Consider the following 13,020-nt stretch of genomic DNA (forward strand, 5'->3'; position numbering starts at 1 on the left):
CCAATATCTTCTGACTCCCAAAACCGTCCTGTAATTTGCCGGAGAACTTGTCTTAATTCCTCCCGCCGGATATGGCTTACTGTTAGATGCATGTACAATCGTATTGTTTCCAATATAAATCGCCACATGGTTGCTATATACAATAACATCGCCCGGAAGCATATCAGAATAATTCACCGCTTTTCCTCCTGCTAATTGTCCCCAGGAATCTCTTGGTGTTGAGATACCAAATAATCTATGAATCTGCTGCACAAACCCTGAACAGTCAATACCATTCGTCAAACTATTACCGCCATATACATATGGATTCCCAATATACTGGCATGCGCGGTTGGCAATCTGCTGACCAAGCGACGCATTACTAGGCTTAGATGGTGCTGGCGTGCTATTATTATTATTTGTATTAGTATTTGTGTTAGTATTTGTATTATTGGTATTAGTATTTGTATTTGTGTTAGTATTTGCATTAGTTGGCTTTGAGGTATTGTTGGAATTATTGTTTGTAGTATTTCCAGTTGTATTAGCCGGTTTATTCGTTGCGGCCGGTTTTGAGGTCTGTCCGGATGAATTGCCATTTCCCTTACCGTTATCCGCTGATGCGACCACCGTCTCCGTCTGCTCGATCAACTGATTCAACTGTGCCGCTGCTTCAGCCCTGGCGATCTCCAACTGACTGTCAAAATCCGCAATCTGGCTTCTCATGCTGGCAAGCGTGCTTTCCATCCCAGCCTGCTGCTCGCTTAATTCCGCAGCCATCACTTCCATATCCGCCTGTCCGGATTCCAGTTCAACCTTAAGATCTGCTACTTGCTGCTTAGTGTCTATGTATTCCTGCAACTGCTGCCTGTCATAATTATGTACATTCTGAATATACTCTGCTTTATTCATCAATTCTGAGAAAGAACCTGCTGTGATCAGTGTCTCAAACAGAGAATCTTCATTCTCCTCATAAATGTACTGAATCCTCAGTTTCATATCTTCATACTGTTTTCTTTCTTTCTCCTCGGCTGCCGCAAGATCCACTTCCGCCTGAGCAATTCTCTCTCCCTGATTCTCAATATCTTTCTGTAAAGCCTCATAATTCAGCAGCAAACTTACCAACTGACTCTGTATATCATTGGCCTGGCTTTCCATCTCGCTTTTCTGAATCTCCAATGCCTGAACTTCATCATTCGGTTCTGCCATAACAGGCGTTACAATAAAAGAACTCATCACAAGAGCTGTGATGAGCGTCTGTACATATCTCTTCTTCATATTCTCACCCATCCCGATTAATTATTATGTATACCAGTCATTCTCCCTCTCACCAGCATACTATACTCTCCCAAGTACATCTTAAAGTCAGGATACTACATTATTAAACTATTTTCAATCTTTTTACTGAAAATTCCTCCAGAAATTGTAACAGTTCAGCCCGCGCCATTCGCAAAACGCATCTGCGATGCTTCTCCGCTGCTACGCAACTCTTTTTGCTCATAAAATGGCGCTCTGCTCATAAGCCGGATTGTGTGTTCATTCATGCAAGCATGATTCGCCCACAATCTGGCTTATGGCTGAACTGTTACCAGAAATTCAAAAGATATATTACAGTTCAACCATAATCGACCTGTAATATATCTTTTCCTTCTAATCTCTATACGCTTTCCATTCTATCGACGAACATAAATCATACCAGACTGTACCGGAGAGATCTTAACCACATCACCAGTATGCGGTGCATGAATCATCATTCCTCCACCGATATAGATACCACAATGGGTAGCCGTTGTTACTACATCACCCGGCTGCGGATTACTTACTCTTGTCCAACCCATGAACGTCATCGTCGTTCCGATACGTGTGTAACTTCCTGTCAGACAGTAGCCTACCAAACCAGAGCAATCGAAACTATTCGGTCCTGATGCTCCCCATACATACGGCTTTCCAAGCTGACTGTATGCTCTGCTGACAACCGTGCCGCCATCAACAGAACTGCTGACATTACCGGAAGAAGTCGATCCACCCGGTTTGCTAGTTGAAGTTCCTGTAGAAGGAGTATTGGTGTTACCAGAATTATTCGTAGTTGCCGCCTGCTGCTGACGCTGGCGTTCTGCTTCTTCTCTTTGCCGACGCTCTTCCGCCTCACGCGCTGCCTTTTCCGCTGCTTCCTGAATCTCTGCATCCAGATTCGCAACCTCTGCCTGCTTAGACTCAATCGTTGTATTCAGTTCTGTTTCTTTCTCTTCATATTCAGCCTGCTTAGACTCCATCACCTTCTGATCTTCTTCAAGTGTTGCCTTCAAGTCTGCAATCTGCTGCTTCGTCTCTACGTATTCCTGCAACTGCTCTCTATCATAATTATGTACATTCTGAACATATTCGGCTTTATTCACCAATTCTGAGAAGTTCTCTGCTGTTACCAGAGCCTCAAGCGCTGAGGTATCTCCTTCTTCATACATGAACTTGATACGTTTCTTCATCGCCTCGTACTGTTCTTTTTCCTTCTCTTCCGCAACCACAAGATCTTCTTCAGCCTGGGTAATCTCCTGTCCTTTCGCAATCAGTTCTTCTTCCAACGTTGCAAGTTTTGACATAAGATTTGTCAATTCATCCTGCAAAGATTGCACCTCACTTTGCTTCGCTGCTTTCTGATCTTTCAACTCATCAACTGATGGCGCTGCCATAACCGGAGTCACAATCAAAGAACTTGCAACCACCGCTGTCAATAATCTTGCTCTAAATCTTTTCATCATTAAATCATCCTTTTTATTTACTTTTATACTCTTTATACCTTTGTTCGGTATGAATACTCTTATACCCAGTACCCATTATACTCTACAGCGCCAAAATTTGCAACATTTTTTAATATTTATGTAACATTTTCCATTTGGGGAACTGGGAGATGTCAGATAGAAGATCAAATCATGAGCAACTTGACCTTCCACCGTCCACTTCCCACAATCCCCCAATTTTCCCATCAAATTCCTACTGCACATTCATATTCGTATACCCCATAAGACTGATATCCACTTCCTGTGCCACTTCCCGACCTTCACGAATAGCCCATACGACCAGGGACTGTCCTCTGTGCATATCACCCGCGGTGAATACATTCTTTACATTCGTATGATATTCGCCTGCTGGTGTTGCCACATTCGTCCGTTCATTAACCTCAACGCCGAATGCTTTCGTGACATAATTCTCGCTTCCTAAGAATCCGGCTGCGATCAGTACCAGATCTACATCTACGGTATATTCACTGCCCGTAACTTCTGCCATCATCATGCGTCCTGTCTTCTCATCCTTCTTGGATTCCAGTTTTACAAGAACTGCCTTACATACATTGCCATTTTTATCCTTTTTGAATTCTTTGACTGTCGTCTGGTATTCTCTCGGATCTTTACCGAAGACTGCCGCTGCCTCCTGCTGACCGTAATCCGTCTTGCAGACTCTCGGCCACTCCGGCCACGGATTCATCTCAGTACGCTCATCCGGGGCTTTTGGCATCATTTCTAATTGAAGGACAGATTTCGCACCGTGACGCATGGAAGTACCCACACAGTCATTACCAGTATCTCCGCCACCGATTACCATAACTTTCTTACCTTTTGCAGAGATATATGTGCCGTCTTTTAACTGCATATTATTAGACCAAAGTGCTTTTGTCGTCGATTTTAAGAAATCAACTGCAAAATAGATTCCTTTTGCATCACGTCCAGGAACTTTGATATCCCTTGGATTGGATGCGCCACAACAAAGAATCACACGATCGAACTCTTTTAATAAAGAAGCAGCCTTTTTATCCTTGCCGATATTGCAATTCGTCACGAAAGTAATTCCCTCTTCTTCCATAATACGAATCTTACGATCAATGATCTGTTTCTCAAGTTTCATATTCGGGATGCCATAACGAAGCAGTCCCCCCACTTTATCCTCGCGCTCGAATACAGTAACGCTATGTCCTCTTCGGTTCAGCATATCCGCTGCCGCAAGTCCGGACGGACCGGAGCCTACGATTGCCACTTTCTTTCCGGTGCGTACTTTGACCGGCTTTGCAGCGGCATAACCTTTCTCATATGCATTTTCAATAATTCCATACTCATTCGCCTTTGTAGAAACAGCATCTCCATTCAAAGAGCAGGTACATGCTGCCTCACACAGCGCCGGACATACTCTTGATGTGAATTCCGGAAAATTGTTCGTCTTCTTCAGACGGTAATACGCTTCCTCCCAGTTGCCATGATAGATCAGGTCATTCCACTCCGGCACCAGATTGTGCAGCGGACAGCCGCTTGCCATCCCCATGATCATCTGACCAGCCTGGCAAAATGGAACTCCGCATGCCATACATCTGGCTCCCTGTCTTTCCTGCTCTTCTTTAGACAGAGGCGTGTGGAATTCGTTAAAATGCCTGATTCTTGATTTCGGTTCTTCTGCTAATTTATCCTGTCTTTCATAATCCATAAATCCTGTTGCTTTTCCCACTGTTCTCGCCTCCTATCTTCCACCTTTGATTGCGTAAAATGCTTCAATCTTCGCCTGCTCACTGTTCATGCCTTGTTCTTCCATCTGCAGGATTGTCGTCAGCATCCGTTCGTAATCAACCGGTATAATCTTCTTGAATTTTGGCAGATAATCTGTGAAATTATCCAAAATCTCTTTTCCAATCTCTGAATTGGTGTAAGATACATGTTCTTCAATCATGCCTTTTAGCTCATTTACATCGAATTTTGAAGTAATCTTTTCGATGTTGACCATCTGTTTGTTGACGTTCATATACAAGTCATTATTCATATCCAGAACATATGCCACGCCACCGCTCATACCTGCTGCAAAGTTCTTGCCAGTCTTACCGAGGACAGCCACGCGTCCTCCGGTCATATACTCGCATCCATGATCACCTACGCCTTCGACAACAGCCGTCACGCCAGAGTTACGTACTGCAAAACGTTCTCCCGCGACACCATTGATGAATGCCTTGCCGCTGGTTGCTCCGTAGAGCGCAACATTTCCTATTATAATGTTCTCATTATGTTTGTACTTCACTCCCTTTGGCGGATAGACGATCAACTTACCGCCGGATAATCCTTTCCCGAAGTAGTCATTGCTGTCTCCTACCAGTTCCAGAGTCAATCCCTTCGGAATGAATGCACCGTATGACTGTCCGCCTGCACCGGTACATTTGACCACATAACTGTCTTCTGCAAGTCCTTCCGGATACCGCTTCGTAATCTCCGATCCAAAGATAGTTCCAAACGTACGGTTGATATTCGTTACATCTACTTCGATGATTCTCTTCTGTCCTTTCTCCAGGGATGGAAGCAGTTCTTTCACCAGAACCTTCTCATCCAGTGTCTTCTCTAATTCAAAATCGAATACCTTCTTCGGATTGAATGTAACCGGAGTCTTGGTTCCTTCATATGGATTATAAAGGATCTGCTCCAGATTCAAGGTTGCTGCTCTGTCAGAAGTCGCATGTTCCTTCACTCTCAGAAGGTCGGTACGTCCAACCAGTTCATCGATTGTGCGTACACCTAATTTTGCCATATATTCTCTTAAATTCTCTGCCATGAACCGCATAAAGTTCACAACATATTCCGGTTTGCCGGTGAAACGTTTCCTTAACTCAGGATTCTGGGTTGCCACGCCGACCGGACAGGTATCCAGATTACATACCCGCATCATCACACAGCCCATCGTTACCAGAGGTGCTGTTGCGAATCCGAATTCCTCTGCTCCAAGGATCGCTGCAATCGCCACATCACGTCCGCTCATCAACTTACCGTCTGTCTCGATACGGACCCTCTCTCTTAAGCCATTCTGAATCAGTGTCTGATGGGTCTCTGCAAGTCCCAGTTCCCAAGGAAGCCCTGCATTGTGGATAGAACTCCTCGGAGCCGCACCGGTTCCTCCGTCATATCCGGAGATCAGGATCAACCCTGCACCCGCCTTCGCAACACCTGCCGCAACCGTACCAACACCTGCCTCAGATACCAGTTTTACAGAGATTCTGGCATCCTTATTCGCGTTCTTGCAGTCGTAGATCAACTGCGCCAAGTCCTCAATGGAATAGATATCATGATGAGGCGGTGGCGAGATCAGACTTACTCCCGGCGTGGAGTGACGAGTCGTAGCAATCCAAGGATATACCTTTCCTCCCGGAAGATGTCCTCCCTCTCCCGGTTTCGCGCCTTGCGCCATCTTAATCTGAATCTCTTTCGCACTTACCAGATATCTGCTGGTCACGCCAAAACGTCCGGATGCCACCTGCTTAATCGCAGAGCATCTGTTTGTATCCAGACGGCTGGTCTCCTCTCCACCTTCACCACTGTTAGATTTACCATGAAGCTGGTTCATCGCAATCGCCAGCGTCTCATGAGCCTCTTTGGAAATAGATCCGTAAGACATAGCCCCCGTTTTAAATCTGGTCACAATAGAATCCACGCTTTCTACTTCCTCAATCGGGATTCCTTTCTTCGGATAATTGAACTCTAACTGTCCTCTAAGATTGATATGCTCACCTTCTGCGTTGACCATCTCCGTATATTTCTTGAACATCTCATAATCGCCGCGTCTGGTAGACTGCTGCAACATATGTATGGTCTGCGGATTATAGAGATGCTTCTCCCCTCCGCTCTTAGACTTATGCTGTCCCACGCTGTCCAGTGTCATATCCACTTCCAGTCCCAATGGATCGAATGCCTGGGAATGACGCGCTACATAATCTGCTGCAATCTCTTCGATTCCGATACCGCCGACACGGCTGACCGTATCTGTAAAATATTTCTGGATAAATTCTTCTTTTAATCCAAGTGCCTCGAAGATCTTCGCACCCTGATAGGACTGAATCGTAGAGATACCCATCTTGGATGCAATCTTTACAATGCCATGGATCACTGCATGGTTATAGTCATCCACTGCCGCATAATAATCCTTCTGAAGCATATTCGTGTCGATCAACTGTTTGATAGACTCATGTGCCAGATATGGGTTGATCGCACAGGCGCCATAGCCAAGCAGTGTCGCAAAATGATGTACCTCACGAGGCTCTCCTGTCTCCAAGATGATCGCAACCGAAGTCCTCTTCTTCGTACGTACCAGATGCTGCTGCAGTCCGGATAGTGCCAGAAGTGACGGCATCGCAACATGGTATTCATCCACGCCTCTGTCTGAGAGGATCAGGATATTGGCTCCTTCACGGATTGCACGGTCCACTTCGATGAAGAGGTAGTCGATCGCTTTCTCAAGCCCGGAATTCTTATAATAGACAATCGGAATCTCTGCAACTTTGAATCCATCCGCCTTCATATTCTTAATCTTCAGAAGGTCCGTGTTCGTAAGAATCGGGTTGTTTACCTTCAGCATCTTACAGTTCTCTTCTTTCTCCTCAAGAAGGTTACCATCCGATCCAATATAAACGGTAGTTGAAGTAACCACTTCCTCGCGAATCGCATCAATTGGAGGGTTCGTAACCTGAGCGAAAAGCTGCTTAAAGTAGCCAAACAGATTCTGGTGCTTATCTGACAATACTGCTAACGGTGCATCAATACCCATAGCAGCCGTTCCTTCTCCGCCGTTCGTTGCCATGGTCAGGATTGAGGATTTTACTTCTTCATAAGAGTAGCCGAATGCTTTCTGAAGCCTCTTGCACTCTTCTGCTGTATAAGTCGGCACTTTCTGATTCGGGATCTTCAGATCTTCTAATTCCACAAGATTGCTGTCCAGCCATTCTCCGTACGGCTGTCTGCTGGCATACATCTCTTTTAATTCTTCATCATCTATCACTTTGCCCTGAACCGTATCAACCAGCAGCATCTTTCCGGGATGCAGACGTTCTTTTACCAGGATCTTTCTCGGATCAATATCCAGGACTCCAACCTCGGATGACAGAATCAAAGTATCATCGTCCGTAATGTAATATCTGGAAGGACGAAGTCCGTTACGGTCAAGAACAGCACCCATACAGTCACCATCACTGAACAGGATAGATGCCGGACCATCCCAAGGCTCCATCATAGTTGCATAATACTGATAAAAGTCCTTCTTCTTCTGGGACATATTCTTCGTATTCGCCCATGGCTCCGGAATTGCGATCATAACAGCCAGCGGCAGATCCATTCCGCTCATAACCATGAACTCAATGGCATTGTCAAGCATCGCAGAATCAGAACCCGCAATATTAATAGCCGGGAGGACTTTGTGCAGTTCACCTTTCAGATGTTCGGATTCCATATTCTCTTCTCTGGCACGCATCTTATCCGCATTACCACGGATAGTATTGATCTCACCGTTATGTACGATGAAGCGGTTCGGATGTGCGCGCTCCCAACTTGGATTCGTATTAGTACTGAATCTGGAATGCACAAGCGCAATCGCAGACTCATAGTCCTCGTTCTGCAGATCCTCGAAGAAGGAACGCAGCTGGCCTACCAAGAACATTCCCTTATAAGCAATAGTTCTGCTGGACAGAGAAGCCACATAAGTGTCATCACTGCTCTGTTCAAAGATCCGGCGCACAACATACAAACGTCTGTCAAAATCAATTCCTTTCGCAATCTTCTTCGGACGCTCAATGAATCCCTGCATAATACATGGCATACATTCTACCGCACGGCTTCCAAGCACATCCGGCTTCACCGGAACCTCTCTCCAGCCAAGGAAATTCATTCCTTCCTTCTTAACGATAACCTCGAAGATCTTCTTTGCCTGATTCTTCTTCAGTTCATCCTGCGGGAAGAAAAACATACCCACGCCATAATCTCTCTCTGAACCTAAAAAGATGCCGAGAGGTTCACAGACTTTGGTGAAAAAATTATGGGAAATCTGTAATAATATTCCAACTCCATCGCCCGTCTTACCTTCGGCATCCTTGCCAGCTCTATGTTCTAAATTCTCTACAATCTTCAAAGCATTCGCCACCGTATCATGGCTCTTCTGCCCCTTGATATTAACGATCGCGCCAATTCCGCAGTTATCGTGTTCAAACTGGGAACGATACAGCCCGACCTGATTGTTTACAATCTGTTCGTTCATATATCTATTCCTTTCTTTATTTTTTTCCTACTATACTACTTTTCTTCCCAGTTGTAAATAGGAAATTTTTATCAAATTATCAGATAATTAGAAAATATCGTTTTATTCTATAAAAAATCTGACATCTTATGCAGATGCCAGATTTTCATTCTCCTCTGAGGTACCGGATTGATCCGGTTTTTCTTCAATTCTCTGTACCAATACAAACATTGTCGACGCTACTGCCGCACACACCACTGTTACAATACCAATCCGCATAGGATCTTCCAGCATCCAGTCCATTAACTTGAACTTTGTTGCTAATACGGACAAAAGATTCATCGCCATATGCGCCGCAATCGGCGCTTTAACTGAGCCGTATTTTTCATACAGATACGCCAACATCATTCCCAAAACAAATCCATAGAGCATCTGTACCAGATTCATATGCATCAGCCCAAACACAACTGCCGAATACAAAGCCGCCTGCATATACGGAGCGCGTTCTCTTAACCGTTTAAAGAGAAGACCTCGGAATACCAATTCTTCACTGATCGGCACCAGAATGGCCAGACAGATAATCTGTACCGGAAGCGCCGCTGAATAGAACGCATTGATCGTCTCCTGATATGCTTCGCTGACATCTGACAGATTGCCAATTGCAATCAGGTTATTCAGTGCCAGGCTTAATGCAAGCGCCATAAGAATTCCGGCCGCATATTGCCAGATCGGCGCTTTTTTATTCGGTATCACACCATTCGCCTTCTCTCTCACGCGATCCCGGTGAAAGAGATACCACATAACCGGAATCGAGAATGCTGCCGCAACGCCTTCAATCAATGTCGAAAAAGACAGATATAGTTCTAATATCTTATCATAGAGCCCCATCATCTGCGCTTCGCTTTGCATGGCTTCCATTGCTACGTCCGAATGTATCGATACATATATAAAGGTCAGTACTCCCATCGCAATCATGCTAACGCCAATCCCGATTCCCCACTTGATCAGAATCGGTCCCCATAATTGCCACATACGCTTCCCATAATTCTCAGGAGATATAGGAGGCACCTGCCTGTTCTGCTGTTCCATAATCGCCCTCGCTTTCATCTATTGCTAATATCTTTAGTTATCATTACTGTACTATTCTACTTCTAAGGGTGGGAACATGCAATAAAAAAAGTATTAAATTTGTCTATAAGGTGATATCCTACAACTTAATCTTCACCACATCCACATCCAGATCCCACAAGAATTTATCCAGATCCTTGAATGACAAGAATACCGTCGCCGTATTCTCCAATGGATGAATTCCCAGGCTCTTACATCTGCTCAAGTCCTTATCGATAAAGAACTCCACCGCATGATCCGTATCATTCATCAGACCAAACGGAGACACGCTTCCCTGCTTCAAGCCAAGGTATTTCTCCAGGCGATCCTCGGATGCAAAACTCAGATTGCCACCACCAAGTTGTCTGCCAAGTGCCTTTAAGTCAACCTTCTTGCTCTCCTCGCAAGTTACAAGAAAATGTCTCTTCCCTTTCGAATCTCTCAGAAATAAATTCTTACACAACGTTCCTTTTGCGGGAAGTCCCAATCTATCCATATCTTCCATTGTATGCACAGGCTCATGCTCTACAACCTCATACTTAATCTTCAACTTGTCCAATGCGTCATATACACGCTGCTTCTGGTTCTCCATGCTGCATAACTCCTTTCTAATCCGGATAATGGACCACAATGCTTGCAGTTACCATACCCTTTCCTGTGTTTTTATATATGTATTCATCGAAAGCATTGTAAGATGCCGCATCCCCTGCTTCCAATACATATTCCCGATCCTTAAATATCAGGGTAAGTTCCCCGGCATATACGGTAATAAACTCCCTGGTTCCATTCATCTGCCTGTTTCCCGGCATCATACCGCCTTCGTCAAACTCCAGGTCGAATATCTCAAAGTCCTGTCCGTCCCTGAAACTGAAGATCGGATATAGACGGTACTTGCCATCATTCCCCACAAGCGGTGTGACTTCTGATTTTCCCGTTCTAGAAAAAGGCTGGGGCTTATCCGCGGTAAATGCCGTAACCGGAACTTTTAACCCAAGTGAAAGTTTATATACGGTTGAGATCGTCGGATTCACTTCACCACGCTCCAACTGGCTTAACATGCTCTTACTAATCGAAGTCAGGGAGGATACCTGTTCCAGGCTTAATCCCTTTTTCTTACGCATTTCCTTCAAATTGTCTGCAATAAGTTTATTTAAGTTATCCAATCAGAGCCCTCCTCAGAATTCCTGTATACAAAACTTTTTTCTATTATATTGCATTTTTCTATAAAAGTAAAGGTAAAAATAAAGACTCCCCTTAGCACCTTTCCACAACAAATTCTTTGGCTGCATTATGCAGAAACTTGAGCAGATCTTCCACATCAAAAACCTTCAACTCTCCAATTGCACTAACCGGAACCACCAGATATTCCTGGAGTTCATCCAGCACACGGCTGATATCTGCATAATCCACTTCCTCAATCCCTGGATTCTCCACGCTAATATCTAACGCTCCCGGGTATATTGGAAGATGATAGCGCTCCATCAGATATGTATTCATGTTCGTGTAATCACCATAATAATATATGTCCGAAAAAAACTTTCTTACAGGAATCTTCTCCCCTGTTCTTCTTATGTGCACCCATGCAACTTCAGCCGTCCGTATCGTCATCCGCCCTTCATAATCCATGAATTCTACGATTTCCGGCAGATATTCTCGAAAGAATCTACGATCGATATACAGATGAAAATAATATCCAAGGCAACTGCGATTCCCCATCAGATGCCTATATTTCCGAAAAAACAGATCAAGATCCGGATATTCAACAATATTCCCACAACCATCAGGATTGCGGAAATGTGATACCGCCTTCTCTTTTACCACGTCCGGAAGAAGACTACCTATCAGAAAATCATTCTGCGATTTCGGATTGCGGTGCAATTCACTCGACTCCGGCAGCATATCCAGAACCATACGCGCGGCAGTCAGATGTAATATATATCCCGGCATATCTTTCAACTCCCTTTTATCATTCAATTTTCTTTTTTAATGATAGAATCTCACAAACAGCATCTTCATACCGGTCAAAATGCTCTGCTTTTTTAATCTTCTTCAACAGTTTCTCACATCCCGAAAAAGACTGCCCCAGATAGCACCAGATCTCTTTCATCTTAAAAAGCACATTCTTCTCCCCCATATTAAGTTCCTGATACTCTTGATAAATCTGATCATGAAACTTACGGATCTTTTCTTTCGTTGCTTTGCCTTCACCTACAATCTCATCCACCAGCCCCGGATTCGAGATAATTCCACGTCCCAGCATAATGGTAGACACTGTTTCAAATCGCTCTGACAGACTTTTCGCATCCTCCACGGTAAATATATCACCGTTATAGCATACTGGCATCTTACACGTCTCCAACGCTTCGCCAAATACCTCAAGATTCGGATGATTCTTATAGAAATCTTGCTGCACTCTCGGATGAATGATCAGTTCTTCCACCGGGTACTGATTATAGATGGCAAGAATCCGCTCGAACTCCTCCGGGCTGTTCTTTCCAATCCTTGTCTTGATAGAGATTCTCGCTTTGGTTCCTTCATAGATCTGATCCAGAAACCGATCCAGTTCCTCCGGCTGCGCTAGGAATCCAGACCCTCTATACTTTGATACAACCGTCTTGGACGGACATCCAAGATTCAGATTAATCTCATCATATCCATAATATTCTAACTTTTCTGCCGTCCTTATGAAATCCTTGGCATGATTCGTTAAAATCTGCGGAATCAGCCGCATCCCTTCGTTGTTCTCCGGCAGAATCTCCCTTAACTCCTTAGCCGCAAATCCTTTCTTCTCATGCGGCGACAGAAATGGAGTAAAATACTTGTCCATGGGGTGAAAATATGTATGATATGCCTTTCGGTATATGCTCGTGGTAATGCCCTCAAGCGGGGCAAGATAATATCGCATCTTAATCCTCCTATCCT

Annotated in this window: 9 protein-coding genes; all 9 read right to left on the minus strand. The window is 44.5% G+C overall.

Annotation, left to right across the window (positions count from 1 at the left end; all coding sequences use genetic code 11):
- Positions 1-1,254, minus strand: a 1,254-nt coding sequence (locus tag ACQRBN_RS11570) for an NlpC/P60 family protein (RefSeq protein WP_427739148.1), incomplete at its 3' end; no start/stop codon positions are given.
- A 395-nt stretch (positions 1,255-1,649) separates the two neighbouring features.
- Complete coding sequence (locus ACQRBN_RS11575) at positions 1,650-2,729, minus strand: coiled-coil domain-containing protein (RefSeq protein WP_427739197.1); 1,080 nt, start codon at positions 2,727-2,729, stop codon at positions 1,650-1,652.
- A gap of 235 nt (positions 2,730-2,964) precedes the next feature.
- Entirely contained in the window at positions 2,965-4,464 is a 1,500-nt protein-coding gene (locus ACQRBN_RS11580; protein ID WP_427739149.1) for a glutamate synthase subunit beta, read from the minus strand.
- Between the two features lie 12 nt (positions 4,465-4,476).
- Positions 4,477-9,012 (minus strand): glutamate synthase large subunit, encoded by a 4,536-nt coding sequence (gene gltB, locus ACQRBN_RS11585; RefSeq protein ID WP_427739150.1) that lies wholly within the window; start codon positions 9,010-9,012, stop codon positions 4,477-4,479.
- Positions 9,013-9,138: 126 nt separating this feature from the next.
- Positions 9,139-10,080, minus strand: a complete 942-nt coding sequence (locus tag ACQRBN_RS11590) for a CPBP family intramembrane glutamic endopeptidase (RefSeq protein ID WP_427739151.1) — start codon at positions 10,078-10,080, stop codon at positions 9,139-9,141.
- A 118-nt stretch (positions 10,081-10,198) separates the two neighbouring features.
- Positions 10,199-10,690: a prolyl-tRNA synthetase associated domain-containing protein gene (locus ACQRBN_RS11595; RefSeq protein ID WP_427739152.1), complete on the minus strand. Its 492-nt coding sequence runs from the start codon at positions 10,688-10,690 to the stop codon at positions 10,199-10,201.
- A gap of 16 nt (positions 10,691-10,706) precedes the next feature.
- The gene (locus ACQRBN_RS11600; RefSeq protein WP_427739153.1) at positions 10,707-11,261 is read right to left on the minus strand and encodes a helix-turn-helix domain-containing protein; all 555 of its coding nucleotides are present in this window, start codon (positions 11,259-11,261) and stop codon (positions 10,707-10,709) included.
- Between the two features lie 91 nt (positions 11,262-11,352).
- Positions 11,353-12,045 carry a hypothetical protein gene (locus tag ACQRBN_RS11605; RefSeq protein WP_427739154.1) on the minus strand — a complete coding sequence of 231 codons (693 nt, stop codon included), beginning with the start codon at positions 12,043-12,045 and terminating at the stop codon, positions 11,353-11,355.
- 19 nt (positions 12,046-12,064) lie between these two features.
- A complete protein-coding gene (locus tag ACQRBN_RS11610) occupies positions 12,065-13,003 on the minus strand; it encodes a tRNA dihydrouridine synthase (protein WP_427739155.1) in 939 nt (312 codons plus the stop codon).
- Positions 13,004-13,020: the final 17 nt, after the last annotated feature.

This window comes from Bariatricus sp. SGI.154, from assembly GCF_050313795.1.
GTDB lineage: Bacteria > Bacillota > Clostridia > Lachnospirales > Lachnospiraceae > CAMBRQ01.

Bases quoted from the DNA above. Each gene is read 5' to 3' on its own strand.
- ACQRBN_RS11575 (WP_427739197.1), bottom strand. From the start codon at position 2,729: ATGAAAAGATTTAGAGCAAGATTATTGACAGCGGTGGTTGCAAGTTCT.
- gltB (WP_427739150.1), bottom strand. From the start codon at position 9,012: ATGAACGAACAGATTGTAAACAATCAGGTCGGGCTGTATCGTTCCCAG.
- ACQRBN_RS11590 (WP_427739151.1), bottom strand. From the start codon at position 10,080: ATGGAACAGCAGAACAGGCAGGTGCCTCCTATATCTCCTGAGAATTAT.
- ACQRBN_RS11595 (WP_427739152.1), bottom strand. From the start codon at position 10,690: ATGGAGAACCAGAAGCAGCGTGTATATGACGCATTGGACAAGTTGAAG.
- ACQRBN_RS11605 (WP_427739154.1), bottom strand. From the start codon at position 12,045: ATGCCGGGATATATATTACATCTGACTGCCGCGCGTATGGTTCTGGAT.
- ACQRBN_RS11610 (WP_427739155.1), bottom strand. From the start codon at position 13,003: ATGCGATATTATCTTGCCCCGCTTGAGGGCATTACCACGAGCATATAC.